The sequence below is a fragment of the Escherichia sp. Lx600-2 genome (assembly GCF_036662595.1).
Lineage (GTDB): Bacteria > Pseudomonadota > Gammaproteobacteria > Enterobacterales > Enterobacteriaceae > Escherichia > Escherichia coli.
This window is the reverse complement of record NZ_JAYQWM010000008.1, coordinates 58,499-76,615: the sequence shown is the minus strand read 5'-3', so window position 1 is coordinate 76,615 and position 18,117 is coordinate 58,499. Positions and strand designations below refer to the sequence as shown.

Below are 18,117 nucleotides of genomic sequence, written 5' to 3'. Positions count from 1 at the left end.
TTTCCCTATACAAGTCGCTTAAGGCTTGCCAACGAACCATTGCCGCCATGAAGTTTATCATTAAATTGTTCCCGGAAATCACCATCAAAAGCCAATCTGTGCGCTTGCGCTTTATAAAAATCCTTACCGGGAACATTCGTAACGTTTTAAAGCACTATGATGAGACGCTCGCTGTCGTCCGCCACTGGGATAACATCGAAGTTCGCGCGAAAGATGAAAACCAGCGTCTGACTATTCGCGACGCCCTGACCCGTATTCCGGGTATCCACCATATTCTCGAAGTCGAAGACGTGCCGTTTACCGACATGCACGATATTTTCGAGAAAGCGTTGGTTCAGTATCGCGATCAGCTCGAAGGGAAAACCTTCTGCGTACGCGTGAAGCGCCGTGGCAAACATGATTTTAGCTCGATTGATGTGGAACGTTACGTCGGCGGCGGTTTAAATCAGCATATTGAATCCGCGCGCGTGAAGCTGACCAATCCGGATGTGACTGTCCATCTGGAAGTGGAAGACGATCGTCTCCTGCTGATTAAAGGCCGCTACGAAGGTATTGGCGGTTTCCCGATCGGCACCCAGGAAGATGTGCTGTCGCTCATTTCCGGTGGTTTCGACTCCGGTGTTTCCAGTTATATGTTGATGCGTCGCGGCTGCCGCGTGCATTACTGCTTCTTTAACCTCGGCGGCGCGGCGCATGAAATTGGCGTACGTCAGGTGGCGCATTATCTGTGGAACCGCTTTGGCAGCTCCCACCGCGTGCGTTTTGTCGCTATTAATTTCGAGCCGGTCGTCGGGGAAATTCTCGAGAAAATCGACGACGGTCAGATGGGCGTTATCCTCAAACGTATGATGGTGCGTGCCGCGTCTAAAGTGGCTGAACGTTACGGCGTACAGGCGCTGGTCACCGGCGAAGCGCTCGGCCAGGTGTCCAGTCAGACGCTGACCAACCTGCGCCTGATTGATAACGTCTCTGATACGCTGATCCTGCGTCCGCTGATCTCTTACGACAAAGAGCACATCATCAACCTGGCTCGCCAGATTGGCACCGAAGACTTTGCTCGCACGATGCCGGAATACTGCGGTGTGATCTCCAAAAGCCCGACGGTGAAAGCGGTTAAATCGAAGATTGAAGCGGAAGAAGAGAAGTTCGACTTCAGCATTCTCGATAAAGTGGTTGAGGAAGCGAATAACGTTGATATCCGCGAAATCGCCCAGCAGACCGAGCAGGAAGTGGTGGAAGTGGAAACTGTCAATGGCTTCGGCCCGAATGACGTCATCCTCGATATCCGTTCTATCGATGAACAAGAAGATAAGCCACTGAAAGTCGAAGGGGTTGATGTGGTTTCTCTGCCGTTCTATAAACTGAGCACCAAATTTGGCGATCTCGACCAGAGTAAAACCTGGCTGTTGTGGTGTGAGCGCGGGGTGATGAGCCGTCTGCAGGCGCTCTATCTGCGCGAGCAGGGCTTTAACAATGTGAAGGTATATCGCCCGTAATTTGTGGTTGTAACGTCGCATCTGGTCAGATGCGACGCTTACCGCATCCGACACTACTCGTAATAATTATAAATCCCTGCCGCCATCACCAGTTGTGATGCCACTTCATGGGCTTTCTCGCGCCCAACCAACAGGTCGATAATTTTCAGACCAAAGTCGATAGCTGTACCCGGCCCCTGGCTGGTCAGCAATTTTACCCGTGCATCCCAGACGACGCGTTTGTCCTGCCATTGTTCGGCGGGAATTTTGTCTTTCAGCGTTGGGAAGCCGGTCATATTGCCAATCGGGAAGATATCGTGCGGCACCAGCACGGTGGCTGGCGCGGCGCAAATAGCCGCGACGATACGCCCGGAACGGTGGAACTGTTTAACGGTTTCAACCAGCAGGGTGCTATCGCGAAAACACTCCGCGCCTTTAATGCCACCAGGCAGCACGATCACGTCATATTCGCCATCAGCCACTTCGACCAGCGGCGCATCCGCCAGCAGCTTAACGCCGCGCGAGCAGGTAATCGCCAGGTTGCCATCGCTGGCTACGCTGGCAGTGGTGACTTTGATACCGCCGCGAACCAAGAGGTCGATCGTGGTGACGGCTTCAGTCTCTTCACTACCAGGGGCGAGGCAAACCAGTGCCGATGCGCTCATATTCACTCTCCTTTCTTTTTACCATTTCAAACAGGCGGGTGTTTTCCGGTACGGCAATCCCATGCGCGCGGGCGCGGCGTAAGAGAAAACCATTGATATAGTCGATTTCGGTGTGGCGCAGCGCGCGGATATCCTGCAACATCGACGAGATATTTTCCGCTGTGGCATCAATCACCTGCATCACGTAATCACGTAAATCTTCCGCTGAAGTATGATGCCCTTCGCGTTCGATCACTGCCGCGACTTCTTCGCATATTTGCGTAATTTCTTGCGGATGATGACGTAATTCACCGTTCGGGCAATTCCAGATGGCAGTCAGTGGATTAATCACACAGTTGACTGCCAGCTTGCGCCACAGCTCGGCGCGAATATTGTTATGCCAGGCAACGTCAGGCAACACGGTTTGCAAAATATCCGCCAGATAACTGTAATCGCCGTCCTGTTGCCGTGCTGGACCAATATGCGTGATACCGTTTGCCACATGAATAATGACATTGCCGTCGCGGCGGGCGGCATGGGTGGTGGTGCCCATCAGTAATGGCTGCTGAATGTTTTGCAATTCTTCGATGGTGCCCATGCCGTTGTGAATTAACAGTATTGGCGTAGTTACAGGCAGTGTGGACGCGAGGCTTTTGACGGCATCGGAAACCTGCCATGCTTTCAGCGTCACCAGGAGCAGATCGCTGGTGGCAAGAAAATCGGGATCGTTGGCGGTCAGCGATTCGTTAAATATCGAACCATCAGTCTCAACCAGATTCACACTACAATAAGGTTGCGGTACGCGCAGCCAGCCCTGAACTTCGTGACCCTGTTTACAAAGTGCTGTAAGCCATAATTGCCCTAAGGCACCGCATCCCAATACGGTAATTTTCATTGTTCCTCCTCACCCGCAACCACTCCGGGTGTTCAATAAGGCTATCCCTTAATTGTGCATGCTGTTGCGACTATGCACAATTAAGGGATACGTCCTGGTGCAGGACTGTTGGTTATTTAACTTTGCAGGTATTATGCTTCGCATCAAAAATGAAGGGAGAGGAAAAGATGCCATCTTTCGATATTGTCTCTGAAGTTGATCTTCAGGAAGCACGTAACGCGGTCGATAACGCGAGCCGCGAAGTGGAGTCCCGTTTTGACTTCCGTAACGTTGAAGCCTCATTTGAGCTGAACGACGCCAGCAAAACCATCAAAGTGTTGAGCGAGTCCGACTTCCAGGTCAATCAGTTGCTGGATATTCTGCGTGCCAAGCTGCTGAAGCGCGGCATTGAAGGCAGTTCACTGGATGTACCGGAAAATATCGTTCATAGCGGTAAAACCTGGTTTGTGGAAGCGAAACTGAAACAGGGCATTGAGAGCGCCACTCAGAAAAAAATCGTCAAGATGATCAAAGACAGCAAACTGAAAGTGCAGGCGCAAATTCAGGGCGATGAGATCCGCGTGACTGGCAAATCTCGTGATGATTTGCAGGCTGTCATGGCGATGGTGCGCGGTGGCGATCTGGGTCAGCCGTTCCAGTTCAAAAACTTCCGCGATTAATCGCGACAACCTGCGCTTTGTTCATGTCAGATGCGGCATGAACGCTTGGTTCGGCCTACAAAGGTTTGTAAATCAGGAGCTTAGTAGGCCTGATAAGCGTAGCGCAGCAGGCAATTTCGCCTCGCTTTTATGCCTGGCGAATTGCCTGTTCAACATCAAAGCGATTCGTCACTTTGCTGTCGATTTTCACATAAGCTGAATGTTCTTCTTCTGCAATCAACACTTCTTTGATGCCTTCAGTTTCTAGCAAACGCACTTTTAACGCCTCGTTTGCGGCAATGTTCGCCGGGATTTCAATGCGCAAGCTGCTGACATACGGCGGTTCTTTCATGGTACTGGCGACTGCCAGCCACACTGCGGCCAGCATTGCGCCAGCGAGAAATACGCCCTGACCGTCAAACATGCCGTCAATCCAGCCGCCCAGTGAACCGCCAATCGCCACGCCAAGAAACTGGCTGGTGGAGTAAACACCCATCGCCGTACCTTTGTAACCTGCTGGCGACTCTTTACTGATAAGTGAGGGCAGGAGGGCTTCCATCAAATTAAACGCCACAAAGAAAAGCTGCACGCCGACCACCAGTTGCCAGAACTGCGTTTGCGCGTTCCACAACACAATTTCCGCAACCACGATCAACCCGACGCAGAAGACAAAGACTTGCTTCATTTTGCGCTTAACTTCAGCGTAGATAATGAAAGGCACGACCGAGCCAAAGGCGATTAGCATTGTCGCCAGATAGACCTTCCAGTGTTCAGCCGCCGGGAACCCCGCATCAGCCAGTTGTCCGGGCAGGGCAACAAACGTCGACATCAGCAAAATATGCAGACACATAATGCCAAAGTTGAGTTTCAGCAGCCGCGGTTCCGCCAGCACTTTACTGAAACTGCCTTTCACCATTCCGGACTCACGATTAAGTACGTGAGTGCTACTGTTGGGCACAACCCAAATGGTCAACGCAATGCCGGTCGTTGCCAGAATAGCGATCATCCAGAACAGCGCGTGCAGCCCAAGTTTGTGAGTGATGATCGGGCCAAGCACCATCGCAATGGCAAAGGTAATGCCAAAGCTCACGCCGATAAACGCCATTGCTTTGGTGCGGTTTTGTTCGCGCGTGAGATCGGAAAGCAGCGCCATAACGGCAGCGGCAATCGCACCGGAGCCTTGTAGCGCCCGACCCAGAATAATTCCCCAGATGGAGTCAGAGAGCGCAGCGATAACGCTACCGGCGGCAAACACTGCCAGCCCACCGACAATTAATGGTTTGCGACCAATGCGGTCGGAAAGCAGGCCAAACGGAATCTGAAAAACGGCCTGAGTCAGACCATAAATACCAATGGCAATACCGATTAATGCTTCGCTGGCACCTTGCAGAGCCATGCCGTACGTGGTCAGAACCGGCAGAACCATGAACATGCCCAGCATGCGCAACGAGAATACGGTCCCTAAACCCCAGGTCGCGCGCCGCTCACCTGGTGTCATTTTATAATCGTTCATTACCACCTCTTAAAAAAATGCCCACATAGTGTAGTGCGGAGCGCATGTTGGGTAAACAGAGTGTTAATGAGAAAATATTACAGAGGAGAATAATTTGTGTGTCAGGTATGTTTTTTGCATTCATAAAATGAATGCTCTATATGTTGAAAAAATGAATTTTAAAGCTAAATAGTTTTACATCAAAAAAATAATAATATCATTTCTTGATTACCATGTGCATTTTTTATCTTACGAATATGCTAGTTTTATCTTACTAAATAAACGATTTGGTGACATGGATGATAATGTTTCAGGCTAAATGTGTGCTTATTACTTGGGCCTTTATGGCACTGTATTTATTCATTAAATGGATGTTTGGTGGTTAATTATTATGGAAGTATATGACAGTGAGGACATAAAGGTATACATGTTAACTAAAAGAATATTATTTTCTTTAATGCTAATAGTTTCACCAGGCGTGGTGGCAAGCGAGAAAGCGCATGAATTGTATGACAGCATATACGGTGGTCAACCTGCGCCCGATGTTATAAATACACTGCATAAAATGGCTGAATTGGGAGATGTCGACGCGCAGAGCCTGTTAGGCTGGGAATATTATCAGCCTCGCTATGATACCAAACCTGATGTTCAGGAAGCGATTAAATGGTTCGAGTTAGCCGCTAAACAAGGTGACAGAGAAGCTCCGTTAGCGCTGGGGAGTATCTACTACATCGGTGAGCTGGTGCGGGTGGATTATGCCAAAGCGTATGCACTATTTAATCAGGCCGCGCAATACGGTGTGAATTTAGCATGGTCCAGGTTGGGCATGATGTACGCCAATGGTCAGTATGTTGAGGTAGATTGTAAGAAAGCGAAGGAATATCTTGATAAAGGTGTCCACATTTATGGTGGTCCGGAAGACTTTCTGGCTACATGTCGAAAAGACATGATTGACAGAAAAACGGTTGACGATACGTTACCCGTGATCACGGTTACCCGTTCTGGGATGCGGGATAATTTTTTAGATAAAGATTTTTCCTGCATGGATAGCCTCTTCGCCACCACCAATAAATTAGGCGAAGTGGCCAATCTTCGCGTGACATTCAGCATTCGTAGCCCATCCGGTAAGGAGATTAACCAAACGGTTGGCTTCGCGCCTTTCGGTTTAAACCGGCTGAATATTAGCTTTACTGATTACATATTTGATTCATTTACCAGTAATTCGTCTCTAATTCTTTATAAACCGGAATTTGAGCGAAAATCTTGTGCAACTGTAAGGACCACAATCGTTGCCGCAACGGCAACCATTAACGGCAAGGATGTGGAGTTGCTGAAAGCGGGGGCAATTGAACAAAAGTGGTAACGCTGCTCAGCCCCCGGCTAAGGCAAAACTTGCCCTGGCGGGTGGCGATAATAATCTAAGCCGCGAGAATATGCTGAATCGCCAAAAACATAGGTACAGCACCAAAAGCATTTGGTGTCGCTGAAAGCTGAACAAAGCCGAGACGAGCATAAAAGTTAATGGCGGCAGGGTCAGCATCAAGATAAACCCCTTTAATTGGTAATGCCTGGTGAATTATTTTTACATGTTCAAAAAAATCACATAGTAGGTCCTGACCAAAGCCCCGCTTTTGATACTTCCGCGCCACCCCCAACATGACTAATCTGACAACACCAATCTCTGAAGGCTGTGAACCCTGAAGGACGCCAGAAACGCGTTGTTTTTCCAGCGAATATGCCGTAAAAGTACAGATGCCAATCAGTTCACCACTTTGTCTGTCAATAAGTGCTTTAGCCGCACAGTCGCTATTACGCACACTTTTCTTTAGCGATGTGCGTACAAATTTATCGATAACAGGGTTACCGCAATCAAACTGTTTTTGCCCAGGATAAGTAATATCAGACTGATAATTACAGGAGAGGACTATGGGCAGAGTAATCTCTTCATGCTTGTCGACCATCGCTGTTTTTCCTTTTCATTAACGCCTTGAGTGCGAGCGTCGGTTGAGCAGGTTCGGCGATGAGTTGGTTCATCAGTTCCCAGCTTTGATTCGAAAGCTCACGGCGACGTTGGTTATCAAGCACGCTTTCGGCGCGTTCCATAGCAGCGCTCAAAATAAAGGCGCTTAAATCTAACCCAACGGCTTGCGCAGCTTCACGAAGTCTGTTTTTGGCGTCGGGACTGGTTTTGAGTTCAACCCGCGCATTTTTCAGCGTTTTATCGACATCGGGTAGAGTGGCTGTTTTTCCAGGCATTGTGACCTCTTTGATTAACTGAATGAAATCGTAGGGAGTCGATCTCATACATAATACGGCTATCAACCGTATGATTAATTTATGTGCATCTGCTCACTCTGTCAAGAGATACGGTTATTAGCCGTATCTCTGATCTCAGACAATAAAAAAGGTGCCGTAGCACCTTTTTAATAGAGAGGTTTTGTTACCACACAGCAGCCAGCAGCGTATGCGAGTCCGGTACCATAAAATCAACGGACATCATCACCGAGAGGGCAGTGATGGCGATGATAGAGAAGCCGAACAGCTTGCGCGCCCAGATTCTGTCATCAGCAACCTTATAACCGCGCAGGGCCATACCTAACCACCAGACGCTCACCGCCGCGGCGACCACCAGATATTTATATCCAGCGTAACCGCCAAGAGAGAGCATCAGCGTGGCAACGGCAAAGGCGATGATATACAGCGTGATGTGATTCTTCGCCACCGAAATGCCTTTTACCACTGGCAATACCGGAATGTTTGCCGCCTGGTAATCCTTAAAGCGGAAAATGGCGATGGCATAGGAGTGAGGCATCTGCCACAGGCTGAAGATAGCCAGCAGGATCGCTGCGCCGCTATCGAACTCGCCGGTTACTGCACAGTAGCCAATCACCGGCGGCGCAGCGCCGGAGAGCGAACCAATCAATGTGCCGTAGACTGAGTGGCGTTTCATGTACAGGCTATAAACGCCGACATAAACCACAAAGCCCATCACCCCCAGCCAGCAGGCCAGCGGATTCGCGCCAAACCACAGCAGCATAAAGCCAGCAATACCCAGCAAGGTGGCGTACACCAGCGAGACAGCAGGAGAGATCAGGCCTTTAACCAGCACCCGATTCTTCGTCCTTTCCATCTTTCTGTCGATATCCCTGTCGATGTAGTTGTTAAACACACAACCCGACGCCACAACCAGTGACACCCCAACCAGCGTGTAGATAAACAGGGGATAATCAATGCTGCCCTTTGAGGCCAGCAGGAATCCCCCAATCACCGAGATCAGGTTGCCAAAGATGATGCCTGGTTTCGTTACTTGCAGGTATTGCTTAAACATCATAACCGCCGCTCTTAGTGCATCATCATGTTGTAGTTGAGGTTCCACATAATCCAGATGGAGCCTACAACCAGGATAGCGATGATTAGCACGGTGAAGACAAACGCCGTCATGTTCCAGCCTTCATCTGATTTGGTATTCATGTGCAGGAAGCACACCAGATGCACCAGAACCTGTACCACTGCCATTGCCAGGATTGTTCCCAGAATTACGGCCGGAGAGGCAGCCCCTGTCATCACCATCCAGAACGGAATCACCGTCAGAATGATCGACAGGATAAAGCCTGTCATGTAGGTTTTTACGCTGCCATGGGACGCGCCGCTGTGATCGGTAGAATGACTCATTACATCGCCCCCATCAGATAAACAACAGTGAACACACAGATCCAAACCACATCCAGGAAGTGCCAGAACAGGCTCAGGCACATGATGCGGGTACGGTTAGTGCTGGTCAGGCCGCGACGAGCGATTTGTACCATCAGCACCGCCATCCAGATAAGACCGGAAGTGACGTGCAGACCGTGCGTGCCGACCAGCGCAAAGAACGCTGACAGGAAGCCGCTGCGATCCGGACCCATGCCGTTAACAATCAGGTGATGGAATTCGTAGATTTCCATCCCGATAAATCCGGCGCCAAACAACCAGGTCAACGCCAGCCAGGAGATAACCTGGCTTTTGTTGTTTTTGAACATGGCGATAGCCGCCATGCCGTAGGTGATGGAGCTGAACAACAGCAAGAAAGTTTCAACCAGAACGAACGGCAGTTCGAAAATGTCCTTACCTGTCGGGCCGCCTGCGGTGCCGTTCACCAGAACGGCATAGGTAGCAAACAAGATAGAGAACAGAATGCAGTCGCTCATCAGGTAGATCCAAAATCCGAAGATTTTGGTTCCGCCTGCATCGTGGTGCCCGTGTTCGTGCGCGTGGGCAGTCGCGTGCGTCAAAGTATCAGTTGCCATTTTTCAGCCCTGCCTTAGTAATCTCATCGAAATGCTGGTTTTCCAGTTTTTCGATTTCTGCCACCGGCACGTAGTAATCCACGTCCTCGTCGAAGCTTTTCACGATCCAGGTGATGATCATGCCTGCGAAGCCAACAATCGCCAGCCACCAGATATGCCAGATCATGGCGAAACCGAAGATGGTGGAGAAAGCTGCAATGACGATACCTGCACCGCTGTTTTTCGGCATATGAATTTCTTCATAGTGGTCAGGCTTTTTATACGCTTCGCCTTTCTCTTTCATTTCCCAGAATGCATCACGCTCGTGAACGTGCGGCACAACGGCAAAGTTATAGAACGGAGGCGGGGAAGAGGTTGCCCACTCCAGCGTACGGCCACCCCACGGGTCGCCAGTCAGGTCACGGTTCTGGTCGCGGTCACGAATAGAAACGTACATCTGAATAACGAGGCAGAGAATACCTAGCGCAATCAGTACTGCACCGCTGGCTGCAATCATCAGCATGGTGTGGAACTGCGGGTCAATCTGCTGGCTCAAACGACGGGTCATGCCCATGAAGCCCAGCGCGTACAGTGGCATAAAGGCAACGAAGAAGCCGATGATCCAGAACCAGAACGCGCGTTTACCCCAGGTTTCGTTCAGTTTGAAACCGAACGCTTTAGGCCACCAGTAGGTCATCCCTGCGAAGCAGCCGAAGACCACGCCGCCGATGATCACGTTATGGAAGTGCGCAATCAGGAACAGGCTGTTATGTAGAACGAAGTCCGCGCCCGGTACTGCCAGCAGCACGCCAGTCATACCGCCCACCGAGAAGGTGACGATAAAACCGATAGTCCACAGCATCGCAGAATGGAACACGATGCGGCCCTGATACATGGTGAACAGCCAGTTGAAGATCTTCACCCCGGTCGGGATGGCGATAATCATTGTGGTGATACCAAAGAAGGCGTTTACGTTCGCGCCCGCACCCATCGTAAAGAAGTGGTGCAGCCAAACGATGAACGACAGCACGGTGATACAGACGGTTGCCCATACCAGCGAGGTATAACCAAACAGACGTTTACGCGAGAAGGTTGCCGCAATTTCGGAGAACACACCGAAAACAGGCAGGATCAGGATATAAACTTCCGGGTGGCCCCAGGCCCAAATCAGGTTGATGTACATCATCATGTTGCCACCCATATCGTTGGTAAAGAAATGGGTGCCCAGATAGCGATCCAGGGTCAACAACGCGACGGTAACCGTCAGAATTGGGAAGGAAGCAATAATCAGTACGTTCGCGCACAGTGATGCCCAGGTAAATACTGGCATCTTGAACATGGTCATGCCCGGTGCGCGCATCTTCAGAATGGTAACGAAGAAGTTGATACCGGTAAGCGTCGTACCTATACCGGATAGCTGGAGACTCCATATCCAGTAATCGACACCGACTCCCGGACTGTACTCTATTCCCGATAGCGGTGGATAGGCCAGCCAGCCGGTCTGCGCAAATTCGCCCACGCCGAGAGAAACGTTAACCAGAATCACACCAACAACGGTAAACCAGAAGCTTAAGTTGTTGAGGAACGGGAACGCAACGTCACGCGCGCCGATCTGCAGCGGAACCACCAGGTTCATCAGACCGATAACGAAAGGCATCGCGACGAAGAAGATCATAATCACGCCGTGCGCGGTGAAGATCTGATCGTAGTGGTGAGGTGGCAGGAAGCCCGCTTCGCCCGCCGAGGCAAGAGCCTGCTGGCTACGCATCATAATGGCGTCAGCAAAACCACGCAGCAACATCACAATCGCCACGATGATATACATGATACCGAGGCGTTTATGGTCGACGGAGGTCAGCCACTCTTTCCACAGGTAGGTCCACTTACCGAAGTAAGTGATCAGGCCAACGAGCGCCAGACCTCCCAAAATAATGCCAGCGATCGTAACCATGACGATAGGTTCATGGAACGGGACTGCATCAAGTGATAATTTTCCGAACATCTTTATTCTTCCTCAACCCCTTTAATGGGCGGATTCCGCGTGGCTCATGTCCATGCCTTCCATACCTTCGTGTGCACTGTGCTCACCTTCTGGCTGGGTCATGTCCATGCTCTTACCGTGAGCCATAAACTTGTTAATCACATCAGCAAACAAGTCTGGTTTCACGTTGGAGAAATATTCCACCTGGTTGTATTCGCTAGGCGCGGCCAGTTTTTCGAACGCAGCCATGTCAGACATGGTGTTCGGCGACTGTTTCGCTTTTGCGACCCACTGGTCGAATGCGGCGCGATCCGGTGTTGCAATAGCTTTGAACTTCATGCCTGAGAAGCCCGGGCCGCTGTAGCTGGCGGAGATACCGTCATAAGTGCCGGGTTCGTTGGCGATCAGATGCAGGCGAGTCTGCATACCGGCCATGGCATAAATCTGGCTACCCAGACGCGGAATGAAGAAGGAGTTCATCACGGAGTTGGAGGTCACTTTGAAGTACACCGGAGTGTTCGCCGGGAAAGCGATTTCATTCACGGTAGCAATGCCCTGTTCCGGGTAGATGAAGAACCATTTCCAGTCCATGGAAACCACTTCGATGGTAATGGGCTTCTCGTCGTGTGCCAGCGGCTTGCTAGGCTCAAGAGCGTGAGTGGTTTTCCAGGTCAGTACCGCAAGGAAGATGATGATTAAGATAGGTACCGTCCAGACCACAGCTTCCACTTTATTGGAGTGTGACCAGTTCGGGCTGTACTTAGCATCTTTATTGCTCGCACGGTACTTCCAGGCGAAACCAACAGCCATCAAGATTGCGGGAATAACGACAATCAACATCAGGCCAAATGCCGTCAGTATCAGTGAACGTTGCTCCAGACCAATCTGTCCTTTGGGATCTAACAGCGCAGAATTACAGCCACTGAGCAATACAGTGCCTGCAAATAATGACAACCATCCCAAACTTTTATTGTATTTCCTGAGTCTCATTTAACGACCTCAATTCCACGGGATCTGGTGGCGTTTAAAGTGTGTGGGCATTTTACGGGAAGGTTACATTACTGTAAACATGATTAAATTCCTGTTACTTGAATTTGGCTGTCAGGTCACATATGTTGCAAAACATATCAGGTTGATTTTAAGAAGCTGTTGCAAAAGGGCGTTATAACAAAAGGGGAGTGCAGAAGGAGTCTGGGCGGGCAATTGGTATAACCAATGCGAAATAAAACAATTATTTAACAAATAATTATCATTGGAGTGACAACTGGGTGGTGAGAAAATAAAGACTCATTAGCTGAATCGTGTAAGAAAAATAGAATTTATAAATGGCGCCAATAATTTCCAAACGCTAAGCCGCACAAAAGAACAAATATTAATAAGCGATGCTGATGTTTATTTAGCCGTAATAATTACGGCGAGTGATTACTACAGCTAAATAATATTTACAGATTACGTCAGATGCGTTTTTCGTAGCGCCAGATAATCCAGCAAACCACCAAGCACGACGCCAGAAAGGGCGACTAAAACCCCGACTTCCAGCAGAGCAGGCAGGAAAGAGAAGTGCGTCAAATCCAGCGCGTCCATCGTCAACAGCAGTAACCACACGGCCAACAGGCTGACGCCCGCCGCCAGTGTCCACATGGCAAAGGCATAACCTGCCGGATATGCGGTACGGGAGATAAAGTTGTCATTTACTCGTGTATATTCAAGCGTCTGGCGGCAAACCAGCAGCAAAATAAGCCCTGGTACGGCAGCGGCGACGGAGAATAGATAGAATGTCGACCAGCCGTGTGCTTCAACAAACCAACCCGCCACGGGGCCGACATAAACTCGCCCTACAGCAGAAAGCGCTGAGAGCAGGGCAAATTGAGTAGCGGAAAATGACTTATTACATAGCGTCATTAACAGCGCGACAAAGGCTGATGTGCCCATCCCGCCACAGAGGTTTTCGAAAAAGACGGCTGCGCTCATGCTGTAGAGATGCTTATCAGTAATCGACAGCAGCCAGTAACCAGCGTTAGACGCACCTTGTAAAATGCCGAAAATCAGCAGTGCCCGGAACAGTGACAGGCGCTGCATCAAAATCCCACCGTACAATGCGCCAACAATGGTCGCTAGTAAGCCAAGCGTTTTGTTTACCACGCCTACTTCACCCGCATCAAACCCGACGCCGCGAATCAAAAACGTGGTTGTCAGGCTCATGGCGAATGCGTCGCCCAGCTTATACAGCACGATAAGAAGCAAAATAAGCCAGGCATTATTGCGACCAAAGAAATCTCGCAGAGGTGCAACAACCGCTTGTTCCAGCGTTTTGGGCACAGGAATGGTGTCGGTTGGTTCTGGTGCAAGCAACGTCGCGATAATACAGGGGATCAACAGCGCCGCCATCAACCAGTACATGCCCTGCCAGCCCAGCCATTTATCTGCCAGCCACAGGGCTAGGCCGCCGGAAACCAGCATCCCTAAACGGTAACCCAGCACGCTGATTGCCGCGCCCGCACCACGTTCTTCTGCCGGGAGCACATCGGTTTTCCACGCATCGAAGACAATATCCTGGGAGGCAGAGCAAAAAGCGATCACCACCGCCAGCGCCGCCATCCAGCGGAGTTGGGTGCCTGGTTCGAGAAAACCCATCGCCGCAATGGCGACTAATAACAGGATTTGCGTGGCGAGCAGCCAACCGCGCCGCCGCCCAAAAAATGGGGGCGTGTAGCGGTCCATCAGCGGTGACCAGAGGAATTTAAAAACGTAAGCCTGGCCTACCAGAGAGAAGAAACCAATGGTTTTGAGATCGATATTCTCGACCGTCATCCAGGCCTGTAAGGTGCCGGATGTCAGGGCGAGCGGTAGCCCGGAAGCAAAACCCAGGATCAGCAATATGGCTGAACGCGGCTGTTGAAAAATACGTAAATATTGACTGGACATGGGCGTCTACAGGCCCGGCTTGCACCGGGCCAGAGGGCAGAAATTAACGCGCGTTCTGCTTGATGAATTCGTGAATGCTGGTGTCCTGAGACATATCAGCGATGGTATCGGTCAGCACACTGTTAACCGCATCGGCGATATTTTTGTTGGAGGCCTGGAACGCACCTTCAACGTTGTAGCTGGCACGATAGTTTTTGGTCATTTTGTTGCCATTCTGCGCGGTAGCGATGATGGCGATATCCGCTTTGGTAGCGATGTTGTAGCGCACGTTGCCCTGGGACACGTCAGCATACAGTTGGCTAACGATGATTTGCAGATTAACCGGGCCATTCGGACCAACCATGTAACCACGCGCGGTCATCTGTTTTTCCAGCACTTCTTGCAGCAGGAAACGCAGATCGCGGGAGGCGGTCAGGGTAACGATTTGATTATCGCGGGTGACTTTTGCCAGCGCCTGATCGGTACGCTGATCGGCACCATTAATGCTTACGGTGACGCCCATCAGGCTTGGATCCTGCTGTGGCAGTGTAATCGTCGGGGAAACTTCAATAGTTGTTGGCGGTTTTGCGCATCCTGCAAGCATAAACAGAGCAACTAACGGGAAGAGGATTTTTTTGAACATGTTCGGGCTCTCAGAGACTCTTAAGCGTGTTTGGTAAAAATTCCCGCCATCATAACATTGCCAACGGCGAGGGGAAGTAGGTAAGGCATGTAAATTCATCATGTTGACGAAATAATCGCCCCTGGTAAAAGAAACGCTGATGCGAGGCCTGTGTTTCAATCTTTAAATCAGTAAACTTCATACGCTTGACGGAAAAACCAGGACGAAACCTAAATATTTGTTGTTAAGCTGCAATGGAAACGGTAAAAGCGGCTAGTATTTAAAGGGATGGATGACATCTCAGCGTTGTCGGAGGAGATATTTCATGATGATACGTGAGCGGATAGAAGAAAAATTAAGGGCGGCGTTCCAACCCGTATTCCTCGAAGTAGTGGATGAAAGCTATCGTCACAATGTCCCAGCCGGCTCTGAAAGCCATTTTAAAGTTGTGCTGGTCAGCGATCGTTTTACGGGTGAACGTTTTCTGAATCGTCATCGAATGATTTACAGTACTTTAGCGGAGGAACTCTCTACTACCGTTCATGCGCTGGCTCTGCATACTTACACTATTAAGGAGTGGGAAGGGTTGCAGGACACCGTCTTTGCCTCTCCTCCCTGTCGTGGAGCAGGAAGCATCGCGTAAAAACGCATTTGCAACTGTCGGCGCTTTTCCAGTATGTTGCTAAAGATTTTATGAAAAACGGCCTGCGGGCCGTTTTGTTTTGTCTGGATTTTGCGCTTTTTGCCCAGCATTCAGACGAAAATTGCCCGGGAATTGTGAAAAAATACGCGACAGCGCGCAATAACCGTTCTCGACTCATAAAAGTGATGCCGCTATAATGCTGCGTCCTATTTGAATGCTTTCGGGATGATTCTGGTAACAGGGAATGTGATTGGTTATAAGAACATCCCGGTTCCGCGAAGCCAACAACCTGTGCTTGCGGGGTAAGAGTTGACCGAGCACTGTGATTTTTTGAGGTAACAAGATGCAAGTTTCAGTTGAAACCACTCAAGGCCTTGGCCGCCGTGTAACGATTACTATCGCTGCTGACAGCATCGAGACCGCTGTTAAAAGCGAGCTGGTCAACGTTGCGAAAAAAGTACGTATTGACGGCTTCCGCAAAGGCAAAGTGCCAATGAATATCGTTGCTCAGCGTTATGGCGCGTCTGTACGCCAGGACGTTCTGGGTGACCTGATGAGCCGTAACTTCATTGACGCCATCATTAAAGAAAAAATCAATCCGGCTGGCGCACCGACTTATGTTCCGGGCGAATACAAGCTGGGTGAAGACTTCACCTACTCTGTAGAGTTTGAAGTTTATCCGGAAGTTGAACTGCAGGGTCTGGAAGCGATCGAAGTTGAAAAACCGATCGTTGAAGTGACCGACGCTGACGTTGACGGCATGCTGGATACTCTGCGTAAACAGCAGGCGACCTGGAAAGAAAAAGACGGCGCTGTTGAAGCAGAAGACCGCGTAACCATCGACTTCACCGGTTCTGTAGACGGCGAAGAGTTCGAAGGCGGTAAAGCGTCTGATTTCGTACTGGCGATGGGCCAGGGTCGTATGATCCCGGGCTTTGAAGACGGTATCAAAGGCCACAAAGCTGGCGAAGAGTTCACCATCGACGTGACCTTCCCGGAAGAATACCACGCAGAAAACCTGAAAGGTAAAGCAGCGAAATTCGCTATCAACCTGAAGAAAGTTGAAGAGCGTGAACTGCCGGAACTGACTGCAGAATTCATCAAACGTTTCGGCGTTGAAGATGGTTCCGTAGAAGGTCTGCGCGCTGAAGTGCGTAAAAACATGGAGCGCGAGCTGAAGAGCGCCATCCGTAACCGCGTTAAGTCTCAGGCGATCGAAGGTCTGGTAAAAGCTAACGACATCGACGTACCGGCTGCGCTGATCGACAGCGAAATCGACGTTCTGCGTCGTCAGGCTGCACAGCGTTTCGGTGGCAACGAAAAACAAGCTCTGGAACTGCCGCGCGAACTGTTCGAAGAACAGGCTAAACGCCGCGTAGTTGTTGGCCTGCTGCTGGGCGAAGTTATCCGCACCAACGAGCTGAAAGCTGACGAAGAGCGCGTGAAAGGCCTGATCGAAGAGATGGCTTCTGCGTACGAAGATCCGAAAGAAGTTATCGAGTTCTACAGCAAAAACAAAGAACTGATGGACAACATGCGCAATGTTGCTCTGGAAGAACAGGCTGTTGAAGCTGTACTGGCGAAAGCGAAAGTGACTGAAAAAGAAACCACTTTCAACGAGCTGATGAACCAGCAGGCGTAATTTACGCAGCATAACGCGCTAAATTCGCACAAAGGCCCGTCACCGCCAGGTGGTGGGCTTTTTTTTGTCATGAATTTTGCATGGAACCGTGCGAAAAGCCTCTTTCGGTGTTAGCGTAACAACAAAAGATTGTTATGCTTGAAATATGGTGATGCCGTACCCATAACACAGGGACTAGCTGATAATCCGTCCATAAGGTTACAATCGGTACAGCAGGTTTTTTCAATTTTATCCAGGAGACGGAAATGTCATACAGCGGCGAACGAGATAACTTTGCACCCCATATGGCGCTGGTGCCGATGGTCATTGAACAGACCTCACGTGGTGAGCGCTCTTTTGATATCTATTCTCGTCTACTTAAGGAACGCGTCATTTTTCTGACTGGCCAGGTTGAAGACCACATGGCTAACCTGATTGTGGCGCAGATGCTGTTCCTGGAAGCAGAAAACCCAGAAAAAGATATCTATCTGTACATTAACTCCCCAGGCGGGGTGATCACTGCCGGGATGTCTATCTATGACACCATGCAGTTTATCAAGCCTGATGTCAGCACCATCTGTATGGGCCAGGCGGCCTCGATGGGCGCTTTCTTGCTGACCGCAGGGGCAAAAGGTAAACGTTTTTGCCTGCCGAATTCGCGCGTGATGATTCACCAACCGTTGGGCGGCTACCAGGGCCAGGCGACCGATATCGAAATTCATGCCCGTGAAATTCTGAAAGTTAAAGGGCGTATGAATGAACTTATGGCGCTTCATACGGGTCAATCATTAGAACAGATTGAACGTGATACCGAGCGCGATCGCTTCCTTTCCGCCCCTGAAGCGGTGGAATACGGTCTGGTCGATTCGATTCTGACCCATCGTAATTGATGCCAGAGGCGCAACTGTGCCGCTATACTTATCCAGGGCGGCACAAC

Annotated in this window: 18 protein-coding genes; 6 read left to right on the top strand and 12 right to left on the bottom strand. The window is 50.2% G+C overall.

Translation table 11 applies throughout. The features are described from left to right. Nucleotides 1–47: 47 nt before the first annotated feature. Nucleotides 48–1,496, top strand: coding sequence for a tRNA uracil 4-sulfurtransferase ThiI (gene thiI, locus OQV04_RS04945; RefSeq protein WP_000668703.1), 1,449 nt, complete (start codon nt 48–50; stop codon nt 1,494–1,496). Nucleotides 1,497–1,549: 53 nt separating this feature from the next. Here the strand turns inward: thiI and yajL are convergent, their stop codons facing one another. Further along, complete coding sequence (gene yajL / locus OQV04_RS04940; protein ID WP_001276309.1) at nt 1,550–2,140, bottom strand: protein deglycase YajL; 591 nt, start codon at nt 2,138–2,140, stop codon at nt 1,550–1,552. Beyond that, nucleotides 2,103–3,014: a 2-dehydropantoate 2-reductase gene (gene panE / locus OQV04_RS04935; RefSeq protein ID WP_000705869.1), complete on the bottom strand. Its 912-nt coding sequence runs from the start codon at nt 3,012–3,014 to the stop codon at nt 2,103–2,105. The genes yajL and panE overlap by 38 nt, the downstream gene beginning before the upstream one ends. 167 nt (nt 3,015–3,181) lie before the next feature. On the opposite strand from panE, the gene yajQ reads away from it, so the two are divergent. Then, nucleotides 3,182–3,673: a nucleotide binding protein YajQ gene (yajQ, locus tag OQV04_RS04930; protein ID WP_001138904.1), complete on the top strand. Its 492-nt coding sequence runs from the start codon at nt 3,182–3,184 to the stop codon at nt 3,671–3,673. Between the two features lie 127 nt (nt 3,674–3,800). On the opposite strand, the gene OQV04_RS04925 is transcribed toward yajQ, so the two are convergent. Next, on the bottom strand, nt 3,801–5,165 hold the full coding sequence (locus tag OQV04_RS04925) for an MFS transporter (RefSeq protein ID WP_001000956.1): 1,365 nt from the start codon (nt 5,163–5,165) through the stop codon (nt 3,801–3,803). Nucleotides 5,166–5,571: 406 nt separating this feature from the next. Here OQV04_RS04925 and OQV04_RS04920 point away from each other — a divergent pair, with 406 nt between their 5' ends. After that, nucleotides 5,572–6,507, top strand: a complete 936-nt coding sequence (locus tag OQV04_RS04920; protein ID WP_032280441.1) for a tetratricopeptide repeat protein — start codon at nt 5,572–5,574, stop codon at nt 6,505–6,507. A 55-nt stretch (nt 6,508–6,562) separates the two neighbouring features. Here the strand turns inward: OQV04_RS04920 and OQV04_RS04915 are convergent, their stop codons facing one another. From OQV04_RS04915 to OQV04_RS04875, 9 genes are all read right to left on the bottom strand, one after another. Next, complete coding sequence (locus tag OQV04_RS04915) at nt 6,563–7,105, bottom strand: GNAT family N-acetyltransferase (protein ID WP_032170811.1); 543 nt, start codon at nt 7,103–7,105, stop codon at nt 6,563–6,565. Further along, entirely contained in the window at nt 7,089–7,400 is a 312-nt protein-coding gene (locus tag OQV04_RS04910; RefSeq protein WP_001577859.1) for a type II toxin-antitoxin system TacA family antitoxin, read from the bottom strand. The genes OQV04_RS04915 and OQV04_RS04910 overlap by 17 nt, the downstream gene beginning before the upstream one ends. 184 nt (nt 7,401–7,584) lie before the next feature. Beyond that, nucleotides 7,585–8,475, bottom strand: a complete 891-nt coding sequence (gene cyoE / locus OQV04_RS04905; RefSeq protein ID WP_000971336.1) for a heme o synthase — start codon at nt 8,473–8,475, stop codon at nt 7,585–7,587. An 11-nt stretch (nt 8,476–8,486) separates the two neighbouring features. Continuing rightward, nucleotides 8,487–8,816 (bottom strand): cytochrome o ubiquinol oxidase subunit IV, encoded by a 330-nt coding sequence (locus OQV04_RS04900; RefSeq protein WP_000019869.1) that lies wholly within the window; start codon nt 8,814–8,816, stop codon nt 8,487–8,489. After that, nucleotides 8,816–9,430, bottom strand: coding sequence for a cytochrome o ubiquinol oxidase subunit III (locus OQV04_RS04895; protein WP_032280399.1), 615 nt, complete (start codon nt 9,428–9,430; stop codon nt 8,816–8,818). The genes OQV04_RS04900 and OQV04_RS04895 overlap by 1 nt, the downstream gene beginning before the upstream one ends. Beyond that, a complete protein-coding gene (gene cyoB / locus OQV04_RS04890) occupies nt 9,420–11,411 on the bottom strand; it encodes a cytochrome o ubiquinol oxidase subunit I (protein WP_000467180.1) in 1,992 nt (663 codons plus the stop codon). Before cyoB ends, OQV04_RS04895 begins: the two co-directional genes overlap by 11 nt. Nucleotides 11,412–11,432: 21 nt before the next feature. Next, entirely contained in the window at nt 11,433–12,380 is a 948-nt protein-coding gene (cyoA, locus tag OQV04_RS04885; RefSeq protein ID WP_001239436.1) for a cytochrome o ubiquinol oxidase subunit II, read from the bottom strand. 459 nt (nt 12,381–12,839) lie between these two features. Continuing rightward, entirely contained in the window at nt 12,840–14,315 is a 1,476-nt protein-coding gene (gene ampG, locus OQV04_RS04880) for a muropeptide MFS transporter AmpG (RefSeq protein ID WP_000098445.1), read from the bottom strand. 43 nt (nt 14,316–14,358) lie between these two features. Beyond that, complete coding sequence (locus tag OQV04_RS04875; RefSeq protein WP_001295326.1) at nt 14,359–14,937, bottom strand: lipoprotein; 579 nt, start codon at nt 14,935–14,937, stop codon at nt 14,359–14,361. Nucleotides 14,938–15,241: 304 nt separating this feature from the next. On the opposite strand from OQV04_RS04875, the gene bolA reads away from it, so the two are divergent. From bolA to clpP, 3 genes are all read left to right on the top strand, one after another. Next, nucleotides 15,242–15,559 carry a transcriptional regulator BolA gene (gene bolA, locus OQV04_RS04870; protein ID WP_000973448.1) on the top strand — a complete coding sequence of 106 codons (318 nt, stop codon included), beginning with the start codon at nt 15,242–15,244 and terminating at the stop codon, nt 15,557–15,559. Between the two features lie 343 nt (nt 15,560–15,902). Further along, a complete protein-coding gene (tig, locus tag OQV04_RS04865; RefSeq protein WP_001198386.1) occupies nt 15,903–17,201 on the top strand; it encodes a trigger factor in 1,299 nt (432 codons plus the stop codon). A gap of 245 nt (nt 17,202–17,446) precedes the next feature. Continuing rightward, nucleotides 17,447–18,070 carry an ATP-dependent Clp endopeptidase proteolytic subunit ClpP gene (gene clpP, locus OQV04_RS04860; RefSeq protein ID WP_000122253.1) on the top strand — a complete coding sequence of 208 codons (624 nt, stop codon included), beginning with the start codon at nt 17,447–17,449 and terminating at the stop codon, nt 18,068–18,070. Nucleotides 18,071–18,117 lie beyond the last annotated feature (47 nt).

Excerpts from the sequence above, each read along its gene's own strand:
- bolA (WP_000973448.1), top strand. The coding sequence starts at position 15,242 with ATGATGATACGTGAGCGGATAGAAGAAAAATTAAGGGCGGCGTTCCAA.
- panE (WP_000705869.1), bottom strand. The coding sequence starts at position 3,014 with ATGAAAATTACCGTATTGGGATGCGGTGCCTTAGGGCAATTATGGCTT.
- OQV04_RS04910 (WP_001577859.1), bottom strand. The coding sequence starts at position 7,400 with ATGCCTGGAAAAACAGCCACTCTACCCGATGTCGATAAAACGCTGAAA.
- clpP (WP_000122253.1), top strand. The coding sequence starts at position 17,447 with ATGTCATACAGCGGCGAACGAGATAACTTTGCACCCCATATGGCGCTG.
- cyoE (WP_000971336.1), bottom strand. The coding sequence starts at position 8,475 with ATGATGTTTAAGCAATACCTGCAAGTAACGAAACCAGGCATCATCTTT.
- cyoA (WP_001239436.1), bottom strand. The coding sequence starts at position 12,380 with ATGAGACTCAGGAAATACAATAAAAGTTTGGGATGGTTGTCATTATTT.
- OQV04_RS04895 (WP_032280399.1), bottom strand. The coding sequence starts at position 9,430 with ATGGCAACTGATACTTTGACGCACGCGACTGCCCACGCGCACGAACAC.
- OQV04_RS04925 (WP_001000956.1), bottom strand. The coding sequence starts at position 5,165 with ATGAACGATTATAAAATGACACCAGGTGAGCGGCGCGCGACCTGGGGT.
- cyoB (WP_000467180.1), bottom strand. The coding sequence starts at position 11,411 with ATGTTCGGAAAATTATCACTTGATGCAGTCCCGTTCCATGAACCTATC.
- yajQ (WP_001138904.1), top strand. The coding sequence starts at position 3,182 with ATGCCATCTTTCGATATTGTCTCTGAAGTTGATCTTCAGGAAGCACGT.
- OQV04_RS04920 (WP_032280441.1), top strand. The coding sequence starts at position 5,572 with ATGTTAACTAAAAGAATATTATTTTCTTTAATGCTAATAGTTTCACCA.
- OQV04_RS04900 (WP_000019869.1), bottom strand. The coding sequence starts at position 8,816 with ATGAGTCATTCTACCGATCACAGCGGCGCGTCCCATGGCAGCGTAAAA.
- yajL (WP_001276309.1), bottom strand. The coding sequence starts at position 2,140 with ATGAGCGCATCGGCACTGGTTTGCCTCGCCCCTGGTAGTGAAGAGACT.
- OQV04_RS04915 (WP_032170811.1), bottom strand. The coding sequence starts at position 7,105 with ATGGTCGACAAGCATGAAGAGATTACTCTGCCCATAGTCCTCTCCTGT.
- tig (WP_001198386.1), top strand. The coding sequence starts at position 15,903 with ATGCAAGTTTCAGTTGAAACCACTCAAGGCCTTGGCCGCCGTGTAACG.
- ampG (WP_000098445.1), bottom strand. The coding sequence starts at position 14,315 with ATGTCCAGTCAATATTTACGTATTTTTCAACAGCCGCGTTCAGCCATA.
- OQV04_RS04875 (WP_001295326.1), bottom strand. The coding sequence starts at position 14,937 with ATGTTCAAAAAAATCCTCTTCCCGTTAGTTGCTCTGTTTATGCTTGCA.
- thiI (WP_000668703.1), top strand. The coding sequence starts at position 48 with ATGAAGTTTATCATTAAATTGTTCCCGGAAATCACCATCAAAAGCCAA.